Here is a 19,941-nt window from a genome sequence, read left to right as displayed (position 1 = left end):
AAAAATATGAAAAGAAAGCTTGCATTTATCGCCGCAGCCGCTCTGCTTATGACAGCAGGCTGCGGAAAAATAAACGATCCTGCTGCTGAGACAGAGGAAAGCACAACAGTCACCGAGGCTGAGACCACCACCGCCGAGGAGACCTCCGAGACAGCTGTGGAAACCACTGCCGAGCCGACTGCTGCCGCTCCCGAAACAACTTCGGAAGCTCCCGCGGAAAACAACGCCGCAGCAGGCATAAATGTACTGTCGGAGCTCCGCACAGGCATGACAGAAGATGAAGTCTTCTCCATTATAGGTGAGAATTACGACTACAAATCAGATGTGCGCTACAATTCAATGGAATACGATTACAGCTTTGCGTCCGATGAAGTTTTCGGCACAGGGCTCAGCGGATATATGTTCGCAGAGTTTGACAGTGAGAGCAAACAGCTCATATGCTGCGGCTATCACATCGGCGCTGTAGGCAATGTGGATGAGTCAGAACACCCATACGGCGAAGATAAGCTTGCAGAGGGCTATGCAAAGGTCATTGAAAAGCTCACCGCCGACTACGGTGACGGACAGCGTCCCATAGAATACTCAGGCAAGGGCATAAAGGACGAAATATCATGGAGTGACGGCTCCGACCAGCTCTGGGCTATATACGGCACAGACCTGTGGGGTAAGGAAAGCGGCGTGAACGAGATGATCGTCTCGCGTTCTATAGAAAGATAAATAAGGAGAAAAAATCATGGCTAAAAAAGTTGCAGTTATCATGGGAAGCGACAGCGACTTCCCTGTTGTAAAATCAGCTCTCACAGAGCTCAAGAAGTACGGCGTAGAGTTCGAGTGCCGCGTAATGAGCGCTCACAGAACTCCTGCTGAGGCTTGCGAATTTGCTTCAAACGCAAGAGCAAACGGCTTCGGCGCTATCATCTGCGCAGCAGGCATGGCTGCTCACCTTGCAGGCGTTGTGGCAGGTCACACAACTCTCCCAGTTATCGGCATACCCATGAAGTCAAAAGCTCTCGAGGGAGTTGACGCTCTCCTCGCTACAGTTATGATGCCTCCCGGAGTACCTGTTGCTACTGTTGGTATCGACGGAGCAAAGAACGCAGCTGTACTCGCTGTACAGATGCTCTCTCTTGCCGACGAGGAGCTGGCTGAAAAGCTTGCTGCCGAGAAGAAGGCAATGGCTGAGGGCGTTATCGCCAAGGACAAAGCTTTACAGGAGCAGATAGCTGCTCTTTAAGGTATAAACGACATCATATTTCACTGCAAAAGGAGGTTTATTCATGACACCAGAAGAAAGAAAAGCTAATTCCGAGAGGATACTCACCGAAAAAGGCATAGGCTTTCAGGAGGAGATCCCCCCTATAAAGCCTGCTTCAGAGGTAAAGCTCAGAAGCTTTGACGACATATGCAGGCGTGCGATAGCCGCTCTGCTCTCAACACAGTCAGCTATCGAGCTCAGCGACAAGAATCCCGAGGGCATTGAGAAATTCAAGCGCCTTATGGTATATTTCGGCGTCGAGGAATGTCTTAACAAGTATGAAACGCTTGTCATGGAGAAAAGAGCCTCCAAGGAAGACCTGGTCGAGGTAGTCTGGGAGTACGAGTGCTGCTGGGCACTGTTCTGGATACTGGGACTTGTAGACGATATCACAGACGCAGGAAAGATATGCGACTGCGAAAAGGCTATAAGGTTCGTTTCACAGTGCGAGAGCTTTGAGGATTTCAAGGCTCAGTGCAGTCTGAGAAGCGTTGACGAGATACTGGACATGGCTGACCTCTATTTCCGCTATGACTGGGCTTGCGACCACCACAACCACGTCGACAGCGACTGGGCTGTGGGAGACCTCGACAGTGATATAGTCTACGAGCGCAGACTGGCTATCGAGTGGACAATGAGGACCACCGACGACTGGTTCGATATACAGCTTGATACATGACAGATAATTTCGATACCCTTTTATTCGACCTTGACGGCACTCTTACCGATTCAACCGAGGGAATAGTCAGATGCCTTGAATACGCTTTAGAGCGCATGGGCTTTGATATCCCCGAGGATAAGAATAAATTTCTCGGACCGCCGCTGTACCGCTCCTTTGCGGAGTTCTGCGGCATGAACGAGGAGCAGGTAAACGAGGCTGTCAGGATATTCCGCGAAAGGTACTCCACCGTGGGGCTCTTCGAGAACCGCGTTTACGAGGGAGTCCCCGAAATGCTGAAAAGGCTCAGAGACGGCGGCAAAAGGATAATGGTCGCCACCAGCAAGCCTGAGGTATACGCGGTGCGCATATTTGACAGATTCGGACTGTCGCAGTTCTTTGAAATAGTGGGCGGAGCCAATATAAACGGCACACGCAACGACAAGGACGAGGTCATCGAGTACGTTCTCGAAAAAGCAGGTATTTCCGACAGGAGCTCTGTGCTCATGATAGGAGACCGCAGACAGGACGTTATCGGAGCTCATAAGACAGGACTGAAATGCATGGGTATTCTCTGGGGCTTCGGCTCAATAGAGGAGCTCACCGAAGCAGGGGCGGACTTCATAGCAGAAACGCCTGAAAAAGCAGCGGATATGCTGCTCCAATAACTATTCATAATTCGTAATTCATAATGCATGATCGCGGTGTCACCTCGCGACATATTTAAATAATATCGCATAAGCGATACGATAATTATGAATTAAGCATTATGCATTGATTTTAAGCCTACAATTTCCGCGATGATGCGGAATTGCATATACAATCATTCATTTATTATTCTCAAGGAGGAATTTTAAAATGTCAAACATCGAAAAGAAGGAACAGCTCTATGAGGGCAAGGCTAAGAAGGTCTATGCTACAAACGATCCTAACCTCGTGATCGTTGATTACAAGGACGACGCAACTGCGTTCAACGGCGAGAAGAAGGGCACTATCTCAGGCAAGGGCGTCATCAATAACAAGATGACAAACTATATGTTCAAGATGCTCGAAAAGGAAGGCGTTCCCACTCATCTCGTTGAGGAGATCAGCGACCGTGAAACTATCGTTAAGAAGGTTTCCATCGTTCCCCTTGAGGTAATCATCAGAAACGTTGCAGCAGGCAGCTTCTCAAAGAGAATGGGCGTTGAGGAAGGCAAGAAGCTCCTCTGCCCTATCCTTGAATTCAGCTACAAGAACGACGACCTCGGCGATCCATTCATCAACGACTACTATGCACTTGCTCTCGGTATCGCTACCAAGGAAGATATCGACACTATCTCAAAGTATGCTTTCAAGGTAAACGAGTTCATGGTAAAGTTCTTCAAGGGACTCAACATCGACCTCATCGACTTCAAGATCGAGTTCGGTAAGACTGCTGACGGCACAATTATCCTCGCTGACGAGATATCACCTGATACCTGCCGCTTCTGGGATTCAACAACCCACGAGAAGCTTGACAAGGACCGCTTCCGCAGAGATATGGGCGGCGTTGAAGAAGCATATCAGGAAATCATGAAGAGACTTATGGGAGAGTAATATATGGGCGGTTTTTTTGGTGCAGCCTCTAAAAACGACTGCGTTACCGACGTATTCTTCGGAACAGACTATCACTCACATCTCGGTACAAGACGCGGCGGTATGACCTCATGGTCTGAGGAGAACGGCTTTCAGAGAAATATCCACAGCATTGAAAACTCTCCTTTCCGTACAAAGTTCGAGAATGACGTAACAAATATGAGAGGCAAGCTCTGTATCGGCTGTATCAGCGATACAGATCCTCAGCCTATCCTCGTGCGCTCAAAGCTTGGCATCTACGCTATCTGCTCTGTAGGTATCATCCGCAACGCCGACAAGCTGGTAGACGAGCTCCTTGAAAAGGGCTGCGCTAACTTTGAGTCGATGAGCAGCGGCAATATCAACTCCGGCGACCTTATCGGCGCTCTTATCGCACAGAAGAACTCCTTCGTCGAGGGTATCCGCTATGCTCAGGAGAAGATAGAGGGCACTATGTCCCTTATTATCCTCACAAAGGACAGCATTATCGCTGCAAGAGACCAGTTCGGCAGACTTCCTATCATCATAGGCAAGAGAAGCGACGGCTTCTGCCTTTCAACCGAGTCCTTCGCTTTCCAGAAGCTGGGCTATGCCACATATAAGGAGCTTGAAGCAGGCGAGATAGTCGAGCTCACAGCCGACGAATGTAAGACCATTGCCGAGGGCGATCCCTCAAAGATGAAGATATGTACCTTCCTGTGGACATACTACGGCTATCCCAATGCCGTATACGAGGGCGTCAACGTTGAGGTGATGCGTACCCGCAACGGCGAGATAATGGCTGAAAACGACATCAAGAACGGCAGACTTCCCGATGTTGACTATATCTGCGGAGTTCCCGATTCAGGCACTCCTCACGCTATCGGCTATGCTAACAAGAGCGGCATACCATTTGCAAGACCGTTCATCAAGTATACTCCCACATGGCCGAGAAGCTTCATGCCTACAAACCAGAGCATGAGAAATCAGGTAGCTAAAATGAAGCTCATTCCCGTACATGAGCTTATCAACGGCAAGAAGCTCCTCTTTGTTGACGACAGTATCGTAAGAGGAACACAGATGAGAGAGACCGTTGAGTTTCTCTACGAGCACGGCGCTAAAGAGGTACATATGCGCTCTGCCTGTCCACCAATAATGTACGGCTGCAAGTACCTCAACTTCTCACGCAGCACTTCCGAAATGGAGCTTATCGCCCGCCAGATAATCGACGAATTTGAAGGTCCTGTAGGCGTAAGACACATCGAGGAATACAGCAATTCCGCAACAGACAGAGGACGCAGACTCAGAGATGAGATATGCAAGAGACTCCGCCTTACCTCACTGGAATTCCAGACTCTTGAGGGCACAGAAAAGGCTGTAGGTCTTGACGCCTGCAAGCTCTGCACATATTGCTGGAACGGTAAAGAATGAAACTATAATTCTGTCTCCCTGCCTGCGGCAGGGAGACAGGCGACTATGGAGGTAGATTAATGAACAACAGTTTTTCCGAAAGCTACAAGAAGGCAGGCGTTGACGTTACCGCAGGCTACAAGTCAGTTGAGCTGATGAAGGAGCACATCGCCCGTACTATGATAAAGGGCGCTCTTTCAGGCATCGGCGGCTTCGGCGGTCTCTTTGAGCTGGATATGACAGGTATCAGCAAGCCTGTTCTCGTTTCGGGCACAGACGGCGTTGGTACTAAGATAAAGCTGGCTTTCATCATGGACAAGCATGATACTGTAGGTATCGACTGCGTTGCCATGTGCGTAAACGATATCATCTGCTGCGGCGCAAAGCCACAGTTCTTCCTTGATTATATCGCCTGCGGCAAGAACTTCCCCGAGAAGATAGCTACTATCGTTTCAGGCGTAGCAGAGGGCTGCGTTCAGGCACAGTGCGCTCTCATCGGCGGCGAGACTGCCGAGCACCCAGGTCTTATGCCCGAGGACGAGTACGACTTAGCAGGCTTCTCTGTAGGCGTTGTTGACAAGGACAAGATCCTCCAGCCCGATACCCAGAAGGCAGGCGACGTTCTCATCGCTATCAAGTCCAGCGGCGTTCACTCAAACGGCTTCTCTCTCGTAAGAAGAGTCTTTGACGTAAACGAGCATAACCTCAATATGCACTTCGACGACCTCGGAACTACCCTCGGCGAGTGCCTCCTCACACCCACACGCATCTATGTAAAGGCTGTAATGAGCCTTCTTGACGCTGTTAAGGTAAAGTCTATCTCTCATATCACAGGCGGCGGCTTCTATGAGAATATACCACGTTCTCTCCCCAAGAACCTCGCTGCAAAGATCGAGAGAAACGCAGTACAGGTGCTCCCTATCTTCGACCTCATCAAGAGAACAGGCGATATCCCAGAGAGAGATATGTTCAACACCTTCAACATGGGCGTCGGCATGATAGTTTCTGTTGACAAGAACGACGCTGACAAGGCTATCGCTGCTATCAAGGCAGCTGGCGAGGACGCTTACGTTCTCGGCGAGCTTGTCGAGTCAGAGGAAGGCGTTATCATCTGCTGATAAAGCAAGAGATACTTCAAACATCATAGCAATTACCGCAAAAATATCCGAATTCACAATAAAAACTACAAGCACCACGGGATATGGGATTTGGAAGATTTTTAAAGTATGGTGATGTTTATGAAATTTGTAAAATTTGCGGCTGTGGGAATGGTTTGCGCCATTCTTGCAGCGTCGCCTTTATACGGCGGAGCGGCTTCACAGATAGATATGGATTATAACTCCGACGGCAGAGTGGACAGCTTTGACCTTATAACCGCCCGTAAAAACAAGGAGATATCAAGAGCCGAGCTCAATGCTCTCCAGAAGTTCGTGCTGGGCGTAAACGGCAAGATACCCACTGAATTCGAGATACCCGACCTGCCCATAGACGAGGACGCTATCCTCGAACCCAAGGGCACTGTACATACAGGCGAGGGTACCTTCTACGGCGGAGGCTATACAGGCGGTCACGCTATGCTTGATCCCGTTTCCCACGACTACTGGATAGTCGCTATGAACCACTCCGACTACAACGAAGCACAGCTTGCAGGCGCTTATCTTGAAGTCACAGGCGAGCTGGGCACTATCAAAATGCTGGTAACAGACGAGCTCCCCGAGGGCAAAAAGGGCGACCTTGACCTCTATACGGACGCTTTCCCCCTCATCGCTCCCGTTGAGAAGGGCAGAGTTCCCGTAAGCTGGAAGATAATCCCCCTTGATACCGCGGCAACAGCTCCTATCTCATTCAAATACAAAGAGGGCAGCACAGAGTTCTGGTGCGGAGTACAGGTGCGCAATCACCGCTACCCCATAACCAAGCTGGAATACCTCAATGAGGACGGCGAATTCGTTGAGATACCGCGCCGCCCGTACAATTATTTCGAGACCAGAGAAATGGGCAAGGGACCTTTCACATTCCGCATAACCGATATTTACGGTCAGGTGGTAATAGACAAGGATATCCCCCTGTCCTACGACGATACCGAGATAATACAGGGACACGTTCAGTTCCCCGAATAAGCGGCTGAGTATCACCTGCCGCTTTTATACAAAGGAGGAAAACCTCATGAAGAATATAGTCGTGCTCGTTTCGGGCGGCGGCACTAATTTACAGGCTCTTATCGACGCCGAAAAGTCAGGCATCATCAAGGGCGGAAAAATAACCTGCGTTATCTCCTCAAAGGAAGGCGTGTACGCTCTTGAAAGGGCTGCGCAGAATGGCATAAAAAGCCGCGTTATCCCGCGTAAGGAGTACGCTGACATAGCGTCCTACACAAAGGCAGTAACCGACGCTCTCATCGAGGAAAAGGCAGACCTTGTGGTATATGCGGGATTCATGACCATACTCGACAAACAGGTAGTAAAGGCGTTCCCCTACAAAATGATGAACGTTCACCCTGCACTGATACCCAGCTTCTGCGGAAAGGGCTTCTACGGACTGCACGTCCATGAGGCTGCTCTCGCGGCAGGAGTGAAGCTCTCAGGCGCAACGGTACATTTCGTAACCGAGGAGTGTGACGGCGGACCAATAATAATACAGAAAGCTGTCCCCGTAGAAAACGGTGATACTCCCGAGTCACTCCAAAAGCGCATAATGGAACAGGCTGAGTGGAAGATACTCCCCGAGGCTGTATCCCTTTTCTGTCAGGACAGGATAGAGATAATCGGCGGCAAGGCTTTCGTAAAGTAAAATCATGGCAAAAATAAAGGAATTATTGGAAAAACAGACCATTCAGAAGCTGTTTCTATGCTTCTGGATGTACGCGGTTCTTGGCTGGTGCTACGAGGTATTCCTCGAAACAGTGGTCTACCGCTGGGGATTTCACAACAGAGGCAATATGTTCGGTCCCTACTGTCCCATATACGGCGTGGGAGCGCTTCTGTTCCTGCTGTGCTTCGGCTGGCTCATGAAGAAAAAGGACGTAAAATGGCTGAATATCGTAAAGCCGCTGCTCATCTTTCTCGGCTGTATGGCTGTGGCGACTCTGGTGGAGCTTGCCGCTACCTACATTCTTGAAGCCACCACAGGCTCGTGGCCGTGGCAGACCTACGCGCGGTACAAGTACAACTTTCAGGCGCGTATCGCCCTCAGTACCTCTGTCCGCTTCGGACTTGGCGGTATGCTGTTCATGTATGTTGTACAGCCATTCTTCGACTGGCTCCTTTCAAAGCCAAAGAAAAGAACTCTCAATATCATCACCCTTGCGGTGCTGGTGATAGTCCTGACGGACTTCATATTCACAAAGGCAACAGGCTATACACCTAAGCTGGCAGAAGCCGCTGTGTTCATACATCACATTGTAAGGCTATGACAAAAATAAAGGAATTATTGGAAAAACAAACTATCCAGAAGATGTTCATATGCTTCTGGCTGTATGCCATACTGGGCTGGTGCTACGAGGTATTCCTCGAAGTAGTCGTATACAAATGGGGCTTTACCAACCTCGGCATAATGTACGGTCCATACTGTCCCATATACGCGGTGGGAGCAATGCTGTTCCTGCTGTTTTTCGGCAAGCTGATGAAAAAAGAGGGCGGACGCCTTTTGCAGATATCCCGTCCCTTTATAATATTCTTCGGAAGTATGGCTGTGGCTACTGCGGTAGAGCTTGCAGGCACATACGTCCTCGAATTCTTCACAGGCGGCTGGCCGTGGGACACCTATGCGGACTACGATATCAACTTTCAGGCAAGGATAGCTCTCTCCCCCTCGCTAAGATTCGGCATGGGAGGTCTGCTGTTCCTGTATTTCGTCCAGCCCTTTTACAACTGGCTTCTTGCAAAGCCAAAGAAAAAAACTCTCAACATCATCACGCTGATATTGCTGGTGATAGTTGTGACAGACTTCACGCTCTCACTTATTTTAAGATATTAAAATCCGAAAGGAGTATTTATTATGAAAAAGCTTGATTTAGCAAAGGAACTCAGCACAAACGCTTACCCAGGAAGAGGTATCGTCATCGGTAAGAGCGACTGCGGAAAGTACGCTGTAACTGCTTACTTCATCATGGGCAGAAGCGAGAACAGCCGCAACCGCGTATTCATTGAGGACGGCAAGGGTATCCGCACAGAGGCTTTCGATCCCTCCAAGCTCACTGATCCCCACCTCATCATCTACGCTCCCGTAAGAGTTCTCGGCAATAAGCTCATCGTTACAAACGGCGACCAGACCGATACTATCTACGAGCTCATGGACAAGCAGTACACCTTTGAGCAGGCTCTCCGCACAAGAGAATTCGAGGACGACGCTCCTAACTTCACACCTCGTATCTCAGGTATACTCCGTTTCGGCGAGGAGGGCTTCAACTACGCAATGTCTATCCTCAAGAGCGCTAACGGCAATCCCGATTCCTGCCAGAGATACACATTCAGCTACACAAATCCCCTTGCAGGCGAGGGACACTTTATCCACACATACATGGGCGACGGCAATCCGCTCCCGAGCTTCGAGGGCGAGCCTAAGCTTGTCGGCATCAGCGGCAATATCGACCAGTTCACAGATATGCTCTGGAACAGCCTCAACGCTGACAACAAGGTATCCCTTTTCGTCCGCTATGTGAACCTCGAAACAAATGCTGAGGAGACACGTATCGTAAACAAGAACAAGTAATAACGCCGCCTTTCGGCTTGATAATTATGAAAATATCATTTGATCTTGATGAAACTCTGTTCGTAAATCCTGCGGAAGTCCCCACAGAGCCCGAGCTTAAATTCCCGTATAACAAGCTATACAAGGATAAGCTGAGAAAGGGCGCTGTGAAGCTTCTCACGGAGATAAACAAGTCCGATACAGAGCTGTGGATATACACTACCTCCAACAGAACGGAGCGCTATATCAACGGTATATTCAAGCATTACGGCATAAGGATAGACAGCATAGTCAACGCCGTCCGCCACGAAAAAGAAGTGGCAAGGGGCAGGGCGAATTTCCCATCGAAATATCCTGCGGCTTACCGCATAGACCTCCATGTGGACGACGAAAAGTCCGTCTACGAAAACGGTATCGCCAATGGCTTCCGTGTGTACCGTATAAGCAACGACGATGCAGACTGGGCTGACAATATCCGCAAAGAGCTTGAAAGGATAAGAAAAGTCAATCAGGCAGATCAAAAGGCATAAGAATTATGAATTATTATAAGGAGGACATTAACAATGTCAAATGAAATGCAGTTAAAATACGGCTGTAACCCGAATCAGAAGCCTTCAAGAGTCTATATGGCTGACGGCAGCGAGCTCCCTATTGAGGTTCTCTGCGGAAAGCCCGGCTATATCAACCTTCTTGACGCCTTCAACGGCTGGCAGCTTGTCAAGGAGCTCAAAGCTGCTACAGGTATGTGCGCAGCTACTTCATTCAAGCACGTTTCACCTGCTGGAGCTGCTATCGGCAGACCGCTCAGCGATGACCTCAAGAAGATATACTGGGTAGACGACCTTGGCGAGCTCACTCCCCTTGCAAGCGCTTACGCAAGAGCAAGAGGCGCTGACAGAATGTCCTCTTACGGCGATTTCATCGCTCTTTCAGATAAGGTTGACGTCTGCACAGCAAAGATGATACAGCGCGAGGTATCAGACGGCGTTATCGCTCCCGATTACGAGCCCGAGGCTCTGGAAATTCTCAAGTCCAAGAGAAAGGGCACTTACTGCATTCTCAAAATGGACGAAAACTACAAGCCTGCTCCTATCGAGACAAAGCAGGTTTACGGCGTATCCTTCGAGCAGGGACGCAACGAGCTTGACATCAACCGCGAGCTCCTCGCTAACGTTGTTACAGAGAACAAGAATATCCCAGACGACAAGAAGGACGACCTCCTTATCTCTCTTATCACTCTTAAATACACACAGTCAAACTCCGTTTGCTACGTAAAGGACGGACAGGCTATCGGTATCGGTGCAGGACAGCAGTCCCGTATCCACTGCACACGTCTTGCAGGTCAGAAGGCTGACAACTGGTGGCTGAGACAGTCCCCACAGGTAATGGGACTCCAGTTCGTTGACGATATCCGCCGCGCAGACCGCGACAACGCTATCGACGTTTACATCGGCGACGAGTACGAGGACGTTCTCCGCGAGGGCGAGTGGCAGCGTATCTTCAAGGTTAAGCCTGCCGTATTCACACGCGAGGAAAAGAAGGCATGGCTTGCCAAGAACACAGGCGTTTGCCTCGGTTCAGACGCTTTCTTCCCATTCGGCGACAACATCGAGCGTGCTAAGAAGTCAGGCGTTGAGTACATTGCAGAGCCCGGCGGTTCTATCCGTGACGACAACGTTATCGAGACCTGCAACAAGTACAACATCGCAATGGCATTCACAGGTATCCGCCTGTTCCACCACTAATGACCTACGGGCTGCGGTCAGGATATGACCGCAGCCTTTACTATGGAGAGATATTATGAAAAAATACAGGATAACAGCTTTTATGGCTGCTTCGCTGCTGTTCGCAATGAGCAGCTGTATGGAAAAGAAGGCTGCTCCCACCTCTTCGGAAAGCTCAACGGAAACCGCATCAGATGTCATTATGACGGAAAACGTCCACAGCGGCGCCAAGTACGAAAACGGCACCTACAGCGGCGAAGGCTTTTCGCTGTATGCAGATCCGAACATCTGGAAATGGAACGGCGATAACAGCGAAGCTGCCTGCGACTTGCAGCTCATTGTGGATAAGGAGATAAACACCTGCGGTATCAGCGTCTATGTATCAGACGACGACCACGGCGGCAAAAGCGCTCAGGACATCGTTATGAACGCTGATAATAAGGATATCGTCTTTACGGGAGCGGCTGCTACCTCGGCAATGACCTTCTATTACTACGAATGGGCTATAGACGACAATACCCACGGCAGGACTTATTTTGCTGATTTTAACGGCAAGTACCTCTGCGCATACGCCGAGAGCACCAATTTCGGCTATGTCGAGAGCAAGCTATCAGAACTCCTCGGAAGTATAAAAACCAATTAAAGCACCGTTATCTCCCCTATCGCAGACGGTGAAAATAACTCAATAAAGCTCTTGAAAAATTCCCCGTACTGTGTTATACTATACTTGTATATGCAAAACATGGGATAAATACTGCGTATTATATCGCTTCAGGGGGGGATATAATGGGAAACTATAATTCCATAAAGCTTGAAAAGCTCTATATAGCCGCCGCTTTTCTGTGCGGTCTTTATATGGTGCTGTCTGTACTGATGTATCTGCTGTCAGGCGGCATATTCGGACTTTTCACAGGCTCGGGCGACGACTATGTCCCCGTCCACCCGGAAATGATGATATCAGGAAAATGCAAGGCTCTGCTGTGTATTTCCGAAGCAGTATGGCTCCCGTTCATAATATACATACTCAGCTGTGTGGGCTGGGCGTTTTCGGCAAAGAGGTGCAAACGCACCCTTAAAGCCGCTCCTGCTCTCTGGATAGCAGGCTTTATTGCCGAGCATATCATAGCCCTGCTCATTTCACATTCTTCAATGACCAAGTATATCTCAGAGGGCTGGCTCATTCAGCGCACTGAATATATAAATTTCTTCCTCGGCATTTTCCTTGTGGGAGCTCTTGTGCTGGTCTGCACTGCTGCCGCTCTCGGAATAGACGAGGACAGACACGTAAAGCACTTGAAATACAAATAAATCCAACAGAATAAAGGAGAAACAATGTCAAAACCGAATATACTAAGAGTCACACAAATCGTTGCTGTTCTTTTCTCTATCACAAAGCTGGCGCTGGACATATTCTTTGTACTGAACAATTACTATTCGGTGCATACAGCACTTTTCGGCGAAAAGTTTCAGCAGGACATTCTGCCAATGGATATAAAAATGTGGCTTATTATCGAAGCTATAATAATTTCTGTTCCCATAGGAATAGTTGCTGCGGTAAACTATACCAAAACTGATATGAAACAAAAAAGAGGCATTATAACCATTGCAACATCAGGACTGATGTTTTTCGCAGATTATCTTGCCTCTGCAATACTGCACCATACCGTTATTTTATCCCTTTCAAATAAATACGGTGAAAATGTCATATCCATGATATCGTCTATCAATTCCGTGAGAAGCTTCACGTCGATACTTAGCTGTACAGCGCTTGTCATGTTATGCTGCTGCGGCGCTGTGGAGATATACGGCGGAGCTTTAAATAGCGCTGAAAGCCCTGCATAAGGAGAATACTAATGGAAAAAAGACACAGCATAAATACTGCGCTGCGTTTGGCAGCCACATTTTTTGTGATAAAATTTGTACTGGATATGCTCATATTATGCTGTGAGCCGCTGCAAAAGCTTTTTCGCATGATGTTTTACAACGGTCTCCTAACGGACCAAAAGCTTTCCTCACGTGCAATAATAATTTCCGTAATTCAGCTTCTCATCGCGCTTCTGCCGAAATGCATACTGGCATTTTATAATCTCGGCAAAAAGGATATGCAGAAGCAGCGCGGACTGAAAACTATTATCCTTACGGCAGGTTTTTCACTGCTTTCATCGGTCTTCTCCTATGCGGCAAGTCTGATAATAGGTATTACAACATCAGCGAATGAGGTCGCGCTTATAAGCAGCTTGAGCATTCCGAGAACTGTTACGGGCTTGCTTTCAACTGCCGCAACGATAATTCTTTACTGCTACGGAGCCATAGAGCTTTACAACGGCGCTGAAAAGCCAACATATCCGCCATATAACGGCGAAAATATCAACACGGAAGATACTTTATCTTAAATATACAGGAGGAATTTCCCAATGAAGAACGTATTAGTAGTAGGCGGCGGCGGACGCGAGCACGCCATTATCATGAAGCTGGCTGAGAGCCCCAAGGTAGGCAAGCTTTACTGCACACCCGGCAACGGCGGTATCTCAAAGTATGCTGAATGCTTCAATGTAGGCGCTACAGATGTCGACGGCGTTGTTGCTCTCGCAAAGAAGCTCAAGCCCGATATGGTAGTTGTTGCTCCCGACGATCCGCTTGTACTCGGTATGGTAGACGCTTTGCAGGCAGAGGGCTTCATGACCTTCGGTCCAAAGGCAAATGCCGCTATCATAGAGGGCTCTAAGGTATTCTCAAAGGAGCTCATGAAGAAGTACAATATCCCTACAGCCTTTTACGAGGTCTTCACTGAATCCGACAAGGCTATAGCTTATCTTAAAGAGCAGAACAGCTATCCTGCTGTTATCAAGGCTGACGGTCTTGCTCTCGGAAAGGGCGTTATCATCGCTCAGAACGAGGAGGAGGCTGTTGCCGCTGTACATGAGATGATCGACGAGCTCAAATTCGGAAAAAGCTCCGCACGTATAGTTATAGAGGAATTTCTCACAGGTCCAGAGGTATCCGTTCTCAGCTTCACAGACGGCAAAACAATGGTACCTATGATATCATCTATGGACCACAAACGCGCTCTCGACGGCGACAAGGGACTCAACACAGGCGGTATGGGAACTATCTCGCCTAACCCCTGCTACACCGAGGATATCGCCAAGGAGTGCATGGAGAAGATATTCATTCCAACTATGAACGCTATGAACGCAGAGGGACGCACCTTTGAGGGCTGTCTCTACTTCGGACTTATGATAACTCCAAAGGGACCAAAGGTCATCGAGTACAACTGCCGCTTCGGCGATCCCGAAACACAGGTTGTTCTCCCAATGCTTGACGCTGACCTTTACGAGATATTCGAGGCTATCTACAACCATGAGCTTGACAAGGTAGACATCAAGTGGCACAAGGGCAGCTGCGCCTGCGTAGTTATGGCAAGCGGCGGCTATCCTGAGAGCTATCCCAAGGGCATAGTCATGAACGGCTTTGACGAAAAGGGACAGGTAGAGGGCTGCTTCGTATACCATGCAGGCACCAAGCTCTCCGACGACGGAAAGTTCCTCACAAACGGAGGAAGAGTCATCGGTGTTACCGCAAAGGGCGACAGCTTGCAGGCTGCACTTGATAAGGCTTACGAGGGCGTTTCAAAGATAAGCTTTGAGGGAGCTCACTACAGAAAGGATATCGGACAGAGAGCACTCAAGGCTCTCGGTTAAGGAGCTTTGCCATGCATGAACGTCTAAACAGCGGAATAAAATTCTGCATTATCGGAAATCTTCTGTTTCTTGCTTTCAGCATAGTCTGCTTTATCTTTTACACGACCTATGAAGCAGGCTCGGCATTATCCACGATACTCGAATATATAGCATATGCTACGGAGTTTTCGGGCTTTGCAGCGTTTATATTCGGAGACTGGCTCATATCCTCGTCTATCAGATTCAGAGGTCTTATGAAGATATGCCTTACTCTTTATATAATCCTCGAAGCAGTAATGATGGTGCTGGAGATAAACGCATTCAGATTTGAATTCTATCACCCATATTCAAGAGCACTGGCAATATTCCATTCTGCGGTATCGGGCTTTGTATGCCTTACCTTTTTACAGCTTGACAAGGACAAGAAAAAGCTGGAAATGATGATAATCATATGCATAGCTATGATGTTTGCAGGAATGCTGGGAAATATCCTCGGAATAAGAATATATTTCAGTATCCTTGTAAATGCGGTAGCATATGCGGTAATGTTCTATTCTATTGCAAGACTTATCAGAAACGACGAGATAGAAGTCGACTGCCACGGCGACAGAGCAAGAGTCGCCGAATTCAAAAGTACAATTGTTGACGACTAAAAAGCCTGTACTTTAACCGTGATACTCATATAGGAACTTATATTTATTTATCGGGGGAAACCTTTCTGAGGAAAGGCTTCCCCCGAACCCATTTCCAGAGACTTTTATCTGTTTTTTCTCAGCCAGAGCGCTCAGGCATTTTAAATTGACAATTCATTCATTTGGCTGTATAATAACTAATATATGTAATAAGTTATAATCAGGAGGTCGTAAAATGGACGGAACGGCATTAATGATATATCTAACGCTTCTTTTTGTGGGCGCAGTCTGCGGAGCCTTATGGCTGATACTTCTGATAATCGGCTGTGTTAAAAAGAACAAAAAGCGAATCGTATTGTCATTTATCCCTCTTGGAGTATTTGCGTTAATTGCAGGCAGTATATTTGCTTATGACGCTGTAAAAACACATAATTTCAATAATATCCCATGTCTTGAAGTAAAAAAAGATACGGTCACCATACTGAACAACGGTACAGGCTCAATGGGAAGCAAATCAAACTATGTCCTTGCAGAAGAAGATGAAAACGGTAATATAATCGTCAGAAGCACTGAAAGAAGCACTATAAAATATAAAGGCAGTGTTTTTGTCCCTGCTAATGACAGCATTTTAACGGAGACAGACCAGCCTTACTACCACTCGCATATCCATGAAAAATTCGGATATACATTCAAAGCCAATAAAACAGGAACTGCATATGTATGCATTCTGGAAAGTGACTGCGGAAGTCCTGCATATCTGGATATATATAAGATCACCGTTGACAATGAAAAAAACGCTGCGGCTGATAATATCAGGCATATAAACTGTGATAATAATTTCAGGAATGAATTGCCCAAGGAGTTTTCATTCCTTATGGAAGCGTTTGATGAGCTGAATATAAAATAATAAAAAGGCGAACCGAAAGGTTCGCCTTATTTTTATAATTCCGAATTCCGAATTGATAATCAGCAAGCTGATTATCAATACATTCCGCCTGCTGGCATTGCAGGAGCAGCAGGTGTGTCCTCTTTGATATCAGCAACAAGGCTCTCTGTTGTAAGAACCATTGAAGCTACAGAAGCTGCGTTCTGGAGTGCGCTTCTTGTTACCTTGGTAGGATCAACGATACCGGCAGGTATCATGTCTGTGTAAACCTCGTTGTATGCGTCGAAGCCGTAGCCTACCTTGCGTGAACGTACTATCTTGTCAACGATAACGCTGCCCTCAAGACCTGCGTTCTCAGCTATCTGACGTACAGGAGCTTCAAGAGCCTTGAGGATTATCTTAGCGCCTGTCTTCTCGTCGCCCTCAAGTGTAGGAACGAGCTTGTTTACAGCAGGCATAGCATTTACGAATGCTGTACCGCCGCCTGCTACGATACCCTCTTCAACAGCTGCCTTTGTAGCTGCAAGAGCGTCCTCGATACGGAGCTTCTTTTCCTTCATCTCGATCTCTGTAGCAGCGCCGACCTTGATAACTGCAACACCGCCTGCAAGCTTAGCAAGTCTTTCCTGAAGCTTCTCGCGGTCAAAATCAGATGTTGTAGTCTCGATAGCTGCACGGATCTGGTGAACTCTTGACTCGATAGCCTTCTTGTCGCCAGCGCCGTCAACGATGATAGTGTTCTCCTTCTGGATAACTACCTGCTTAGCCTGACCGAGCTGCTGGATAGTAGTCTCGCTGAGTTCGAGACCGAGCTCAGAGGAGATCACCTCGCCGCCTGTGAGAACTGCGATATCCTTGAGCATTTCCTTGCGTCTGTCGCCAAAGCCCGGAGCCTTAACAGCTGCAACCTTGAATGTGCCTCTGAGGTTGTTGAGGATAATTGTTGTAAGAGCCTCGCCCTCAACGTCCTCAGCAACGATAACGAGCTTCTTGCCCATTTTTACTATCTGCTCGAGAAGTGGAAGTATCTCCTGGATAGAAGATATCTTCTTGTCTGTGATAAGAATGAAAGCGTCGTCGTAAACAGCTTCCATCTTGTCTGTATCTGTAACCATGTAAGGTGAGATGTAGCCTCTGTCGAACTGCATACCCTCAACTACCTCGCTGTAGGTCTCAGCAGTCTTGCCTTCCTCGATAGTGATAACACCGTCAGATGTAACCTTTTCCATAGCCTCAGCGATGAGCTTACCAACGTTTTCGTCAGCAGAAGAAACTGTACCTACCTTAGCGATATCCTCTGTACCCTGTACAGTCTTTGAATTCTCGACGATAGCCTTTACAGCCACGTCAACAGCCTTAGCGATACCCTTCTTGAGAACCATCGGATTAGCGCCTGCTGCGATGTTCTTCATACCCTCACGAACGATAGTCTGAGCGAGGAGAGTAGCTGTTGTAGTACCGTCGCCTGCTGCGTCGTTGGTCTTTGTAGCAACTTCCTTAACGAGCTGAGCGCCCATGTTCTCGAAAGCGTCCTCGAGCTCGATGTCCTTAGCGATAGTAACGCCGTCGTTTGTGATAAGGGGAGCGCCGAACTTCTTATCGAGAACTACGTTTCTGCCCTTAGGTCCCATTGTTATTCTTACAGTATCAGCAAGCTTGTCGATACCTGCCTGAAGAGCCTTTCTTGCGTCTTCGCCGTACTTTATATCCTTAGCCATTGTAAAAAACTCCTTTATAATATAGTTTAGAATTGAGAGTTAAGAGTTGAGAGTTGCGGTGTCCCCTTATGGGGACAAATCTAAAAGTCTTTTTAATTGATCGGCGTAAGCCGATACATTAACTTTCAACTTTCAACTCTCCACTCTCAACTCATTATGCATTACTTAACTGTTGCGAGAATGTCTTCCATTTTAACGATGATGAACTCTTCGCCCTCGAGCTTTACATTAGTGCCCGAATACTTGGAAATGAGCACCTTGTCGCCCTTTTTAACTTCCATTTTAACATCAGAAGTACCGGGACCTACTTCAACGACCTCGGCTACCTCAGGCTTTTCCTTTGCAGAGCCCGAAAGAATGATACCGCTCTTTGTGGTCTCCTCAGCCTCGACCATTTTAACTACTACTCTGTCCTGTAAAGGTTTGATAGTCATGATATATACCTCCTGAAAAATTAATAAGCAATTCAAGTTTAGCACTCTTTATCTTTGAGTGCTAATTATATTTTACCACCTTTTTACAATAAATCAAGCCTTTTCTGCAAGCTTTCACAATTTTTGGCACTGTACACAAATAATTCAACTTTCAGAAGCTTTTTGTGTGCTGTAAGCTGCTTTTGCCGCCAAATTCCACCATTAACATAACTGTCATTATGATAAGCATTACCGACGGCACAGGGGAGCTGTTCCCTGAGCTGCTTATCCGCGGTGACAGGACCTCCGTGACTTCTCCCGTCATAAAAAAAGGCATTATGAGCCTGCATATGAAGAAGCTCAGCACCGCCGCTGCGCTTCTCATTATTATAAAGTATTTCAGTGAAAGCTTTCCTGCGGTCAGCGCCCTTAGCTGAAGCAGAACACAGACTCCGCCAAACGCCGTCAGGGCGCTGATATACGGCAGCAGCAGCCAGTCGCCGCAGGGCAGCTTGCTGATATTCGTAACATCTAAAAATGCGGCGACTAATACCTCGCCGCGTATGCGGTCGAGGTCGGGGAGCTTCCCCAGAAGCTCCCCTGCTGCTGCCGTCACGCCCGTTCGGGCAAGGGCGGCGTTTGCGGCTGCAAACGCCGCTATCATAATGCATATGTCTGCCATAGCCCTGCCGCTGCGCAGGACGCAGTCAGTGAGCATATCAGCCGATATGCTCACACTGCGCGGAGCACTTTGTGCCCGCGCAGTTCTGCGCAGCGGCACCGACAGAAGCAGAGCAAGGATAATATTTGCGGAAACTGTTGATATCAGTATGACCAGTCCTGCGCTGCGTGACGAGTAGAGCTGCCGCGAGATACAGCCGAAAATAAAGGCAGGACCTGCTCCGAAGCAGAGCCCAGAAAGGAGCTCCGCCCGTTTTTTGTCAAGCCTGCCGCAGGAACGCTCCTCGCATAGCATTTTCACCCCCACGGGATAGCCTGCTATCATGCCAAAGGTGAATACTGGCAGTTCCCTGCCCTCGATGCCGAAAACAAGCCTGCTGAGCCGTCCGAGACAGCGCGGCATAAGCGCTGTCATACCGCTTGCTGTTATCATGGAGGATACTATCATCATGGCAAACAGGGACGGTATAACGATATCTATGCAGCGCTGAATGCTCTCCCCTACCGCCTCGGCAGCTGCTCCCGTATCGCCGAGAAAGTACAGAAAAGCAGCCGATATCGCCGCTATTTTTGCAGCTTTTATGGCTTTTTCGGCGTATTTTTTCATAATCATCACCCCA

Annotated in this window: 24 protein-coding genes; 21 read left to right on the top strand and 3 right to left on the bottom strand. The window is 48.2% G+C overall.

Going from position 1 to position 19,941, the window contains the following annotated elements:
- Nucleotides 1–6: 6 nt before the first annotated feature.
- From T497_RS0103130 to T497_RS0103030, 21 genes are all read left to right on the top strand, one after another.
- On the top strand, nt 7–717 hold the full coding sequence (locus T497_RS0103130) for a hypothetical protein (RefSeq protein ID WP_028514355.1): 711 nt from the start codon (nt 7–9) through the stop codon (nt 715–717).
- A 16-nt stretch (nt 718–733) separates the two neighbouring features.
- Entirely contained in the window at nt 734–1,234 is a 501-nt protein-coding gene (gene purE, locus T497_RS0103125) for a 5-(carboxyamino)imidazole ribonucleotide mutase (protein ID WP_028514354.1), read from the top strand.
- A gap of 43 nt (nt 1,235–1,277) precedes the next feature.
- Nucleotides 1,278–1,934, top strand: coding sequence for a DUF4272 domain-containing protein (locus T497_RS15640; protein ID WP_051530493.1), 657 nt, complete (start codon nt 1,278–1,280; stop codon nt 1,932–1,934).
- Entirely contained in the window at nt 1,931–2,581 is a 651-nt protein-coding gene (locus T497_RS0103115; RefSeq protein ID WP_028514353.1) for an HAD hydrolase-like protein, read from the top strand. Before T497_RS15640 ends, T497_RS0103115 begins: the two co-directional genes overlap by 4 nt.
- Before the next feature lie 190 nt (nt 2,582–2,771).
- On the top strand, nt 2,772–3,491 hold the full coding sequence (gene purC, locus T497_RS0103110; RefSeq protein WP_072300021.1) for a phosphoribosylaminoimidazolesuccinocarboxamide synthase: 720 nt from the start codon (nt 2,772–2,774) through the stop codon (nt 3,489–3,491).
- A gap of 3 nt (nt 3,492–3,494) precedes the next feature.
- Nucleotides 3,495–4,919 (top strand): amidophosphoribosyltransferase, encoded by a 1,425-nt coding sequence (locus T497_RS0103105; protein WP_028514351.1) that lies wholly within the window; start codon nt 3,495–3,497, stop codon nt 4,917–4,919.
- A gap of 59 nt (nt 4,920–4,978) precedes the next feature.
- Nucleotides 4,979–6,016 carry a phosphoribosylformylglycinamidine cyclo-ligase gene (gene purM / locus T497_RS0103100; RefSeq protein WP_028514350.1) on the top strand — a complete coding sequence of 346 codons (1,038 nt, stop codon included), beginning with the start codon at nt 4,979–4,981 and terminating at the stop codon, nt 6,014–6,016.
- A 120-nt stretch (nt 6,017–6,136) separates the two neighbouring features.
- On the top strand, nt 6,137–7,018 hold the full coding sequence (locus tag T497_RS15635; RefSeq protein ID WP_028514349.1) for an expansin EXLX1 family cellulose-binding protein: 882 nt from the start codon (nt 6,137–6,139) through the stop codon (nt 7,016–7,018).
- 46 nt (nt 7,019–7,064) lie between these two features.
- Nucleotides 7,065–7,688, top strand: a complete 624-nt coding sequence (gene purN, locus T497_RS0103090; protein WP_028514348.1) for a phosphoribosylglycinamide formyltransferase — start codon at nt 7,065–7,067, stop codon at nt 7,686–7,688.
- A gap of 4 nt (nt 7,689–7,692) precedes the next feature.
- On the top strand, nt 7,693–8,310 hold the full coding sequence (locus tag T497_RS15630) for a putative ABC transporter permease (RefSeq protein ID WP_051530491.1): 618 nt from the start codon (nt 7,693–7,695) through the stop codon (nt 8,308–8,310).
- Nucleotides 8,311–8,327: 17 nt separating this feature from the next.
- Nucleotides 8,328–8,873, top strand: a complete 546-nt coding sequence (locus T497_RS0103080) for a putative ABC transporter permease (RefSeq protein ID WP_242839959.1) — start codon at nt 8,328–8,330, stop codon at nt 8,871–8,873.
- A gap of 21 nt (nt 8,874–8,894) precedes the next feature.
- The gene (locus tag T497_RS0103075) at nt 8,895–9,608 is read left to right on the top strand and encodes an IMP cyclohydrolase (RefSeq protein ID WP_028514346.1); all 714 of its coding nucleotides are present in this window, start codon (nt 8,895–8,897) and stop codon (nt 9,606–9,608) included.
- A gap of 26 nt (nt 9,609–9,634) precedes the next feature.
- Nucleotides 9,635–10,117 carry a hypothetical protein gene (locus tag T497_RS0103070; RefSeq protein ID WP_028514345.1) on the top strand — a complete coding sequence of 161 codons (483 nt, stop codon included), beginning with the start codon at nt 9,635–9,637 and terminating at the stop codon, nt 10,115–10,117.
- A 33-nt stretch (nt 10,118–10,150) separates the two neighbouring features.
- Nucleotides 10,151–11,332, top strand: coding sequence for a phosphoribosylaminoimidazolecarboxamide formyltransferase (locus T497_RS0103065; RefSeq protein WP_028514344.1), 1,182 nt, complete (start codon nt 10,151–10,153; stop codon nt 11,330–11,332).
- 55 nt (nt 11,333–11,387) lie between these two features.
- On the top strand, nt 11,388–11,954 hold the full coding sequence (locus T497_RS0103060) for a hypothetical protein (RefSeq protein ID WP_028514343.1): 567 nt from the start codon (nt 11,388–11,390) through the stop codon (nt 11,952–11,954).
- Between the two features lie 143 nt (nt 11,955–12,097).
- Nucleotides 12,098–12,619: a hypothetical protein gene (locus tag T497_RS0103055; protein ID WP_028514342.1), complete on the top strand. Its 522-nt coding sequence runs from the start codon at nt 12,098–12,100 to the stop codon at nt 12,617–12,619.
- 24 nt (nt 12,620–12,643) lie between these two features.
- Complete coding sequence (locus tag T497_RS0103050; RefSeq protein ID WP_028514341.1) at nt 12,644–13,153, top strand: hypothetical protein; 510 nt, start codon at nt 12,644–12,646, stop codon at nt 13,151–13,153.
- 11 nt (nt 13,154–13,164) lie between these two features.
- Complete coding sequence (locus T497_RS0103045) at nt 13,165–13,704, top strand: hypothetical protein (RefSeq protein ID WP_028514340.1); 540 nt, start codon at nt 13,165–13,167, stop codon at nt 13,702–13,704.
- A gap of 21 nt (nt 13,705–13,725) precedes the next feature.
- Nucleotides 13,726–15,012: a phosphoribosylamine--glycine ligase gene (purD, locus tag T497_RS0103040; RefSeq protein WP_028514339.1), complete on the top strand. Its 1,287-nt coding sequence runs from the start codon at nt 13,726–13,728 to the stop codon at nt 15,010–15,012.
- A gap of 11 nt (nt 15,013–15,023) precedes the next feature.
- Nucleotides 15,024–15,644 carry a hypothetical protein gene (locus T497_RS0103035; protein ID WP_028514338.1) on the top strand — a complete coding sequence of 207 codons (621 nt, stop codon included), beginning with the start codon at nt 15,024–15,026 and terminating at the stop codon, nt 15,642–15,644.
- Between the two features lie 214 nt (nt 15,645–15,858).
- Nucleotides 15,859–16,530 (top strand): hypothetical protein, encoded by a 672-nt coding sequence (locus T497_RS0103030; RefSeq protein WP_028514337.1) that lies wholly within the window; start codon nt 15,859–15,861, stop codon nt 16,528–16,530.
- A gap of 74 nt (nt 16,531–16,604) precedes the next feature.
- Here the strand turns inward: T497_RS0103030 and groL are convergent, their stop codons facing one another.
- The 3 genes from groL to T497_RS0103015 form a co-directional block, all read right to left on the bottom strand.
- On the bottom strand, nt 16,605–18,227 hold the full coding sequence (gene groL, locus T497_RS0103025) for a chaperonin GroEL (protein WP_028514336.1): 1,623 nt from the start codon (nt 18,225–18,227) through the stop codon (nt 16,605–16,607).
- Between the two features lie 161 nt (nt 18,228–18,388).
- On the bottom strand, nt 18,389–18,661 hold the full coding sequence (locus T497_RS0103020; protein ID WP_024860912.1) for a co-chaperone GroES: 273 nt from the start codon (nt 18,659–18,661) through the stop codon (nt 18,389–18,391).
- Between the two features lie 151 nt (nt 18,662–18,812).
- The gene (locus T497_RS0103015) at nt 18,813–19,928 is read right to left on the bottom strand and encodes a hypothetical protein (RefSeq protein WP_028514335.1); all 1,116 of its coding nucleotides are present in this window, start codon (nt 19,926–19,928) and stop codon (nt 18,813–18,815) included.
- Nucleotides 19,929–19,941: the final 13 nt, after the last annotated feature.

This window comes from Ruminococcus flavefaciens MA2007, assembly GCF_000621845.1.
In the GTDB taxonomy this organism is placed as follows: domain Bacteria; phylum Bacillota; class Clostridia; order Oscillospirales; family Ruminococcaceae; genus Ruminococcus; species Ruminococcus flavefaciens_E.
This window is presented reverse-complemented; position numbering and strand designations above follow the sequence as displayed.

Bases quoted from the DNA above. Each gene is read 5' to 3' on its own strand.
- T497_RS0103105 (WP_028514351.1), top strand. From the start codon at position 3,495: ATGGGCGGTTTTTTTGGTGCAGCCTCTAAAAACGACTGCGTTACCGAC.
- purE (WP_028514354.1), top strand. From the start codon at position 734: ATGGCTAAAAAAGTTGCAGTTATCATGGGAAGCGACAGCGACTTCCCT.
- T497_RS0103115 (WP_028514353.1), top strand. From the start codon at position 1,931: ATGACAGATAATTTCGATACCCTTTTATTCGACCTTGACGGCACTCTT.
- purD (WP_028514339.1), top strand. From the start codon at position 13,726: ATGAAGAACGTATTAGTAGTAGGCGGCGGCGGACGCGAGCACGCCATT.
- T497_RS0103130 (WP_028514355.1), top strand. From the start codon at position 7: ATGAAAAGAAAGCTTGCATTTATCGCCGCAGCCGCTCTGCTTATGACA.
- T497_RS0103075 (WP_028514346.1), top strand. From the start codon at position 8,895: ATGAAAAAGCTTGATTTAGCAAAGGAACTCAGCACAAACGCTTACCCA.
- purN (WP_028514348.1), top strand. From the start codon at position 7,065: ATGAAGAATATAGTCGTGCTCGTTTCGGGCGGCGGCACTAATTTACAG.
- T497_RS15640 (WP_051530493.1), top strand. From the start codon at position 1,278: ATGACACCAGAAGAAAGAAAAGCTAATTCCGAGAGGATACTCACCGAA.
- T497_RS15630 (WP_051530491.1), top strand. From the start codon at position 7,693: ATGGCAAAAATAAAGGAATTATTGGAAAAACAGACCATTCAGAAGCTG.
- T497_RS0103065 (WP_028514344.1), top strand. From the start codon at position 10,151: ATGTCAAATGAAATGCAGTTAAAATACGGCTGTAACCCGAATCAGAAG.
- T497_RS0103045 (WP_028514340.1), top strand. From the start codon at position 13,165: ATGGAAAAAAGACACAGCATAAATACTGCGCTGCGTTTGGCAGCCACA.
- T497_RS0103035 (WP_028514338.1), top strand. From the start codon at position 15,024: ATGCATGAACGTCTAAACAGCGGAATAAAATTCTGCATTATCGGAAAT.
- T497_RS0103020 (WP_024860912.1), bottom strand. From the start codon at position 18,661: ATGACTATCAAACCTTTACAGGACAGAGTAGTAGTTAAAATGGTCGAG.
- T497_RS0103015 (WP_028514335.1), bottom strand. From the start codon at position 19,928: ATGAAAAAATACGCCGAAAAAGCCATAAAAGCTGCAAAAATAGCGGCG.
- purC (WP_072300021.1), top strand. From the start codon at position 2,772: ATGTCAAACATCGAAAAGAAGGAACAGCTCTATGAGGGCAAGGCTAAG.
- purM (WP_028514350.1), top strand. From the start codon at position 4,979: ATGAACAACAGTTTTTCCGAAAGCTACAAGAAGGCAGGCGTTGACGTT.
- groL (WP_028514336.1), bottom strand. From the start codon at position 18,227: ATGGCTAAGGATATAAAGTACGGCGAAGACGCAAGAAAGGCTCTTCAG.
- T497_RS0103070 (WP_028514345.1), top strand. From the start codon at position 9,635: ATGAAAATATCATTTGATCTTGATGAAACTCTGTTCGTAAATCCTGCG.
- T497_RS0103030 (WP_028514337.1), top strand. From the start codon at position 15,859: ATGGACGGAACGGCATTAATGATATATCTAACGCTTCTTTTTGTGGGC.
- T497_RS15635 (WP_028514349.1), top strand. From the start codon at position 6,137: ATGAAATTTGTAAAATTTGCGGCTGTGGGAATGGTTTGCGCCATTCTT.
- T497_RS0103055 (WP_028514342.1), top strand. From the start codon at position 12,098: ATGGGAAACTATAATTCCATAAAGCTTGAAAAGCTCTATATAGCCGCC.
- T497_RS0103060 (WP_028514343.1), top strand. From the start codon at position 11,388: ATGAAAAAATACAGGATAACAGCTTTTATGGCTGCTTCGCTGCTGTTC.
- T497_RS0103050 (WP_028514341.1), top strand. From the start codon at position 12,644: ATGTCAAAACCGAATATACTAAGAGTCACACAAATCGTTGCTGTTCTT.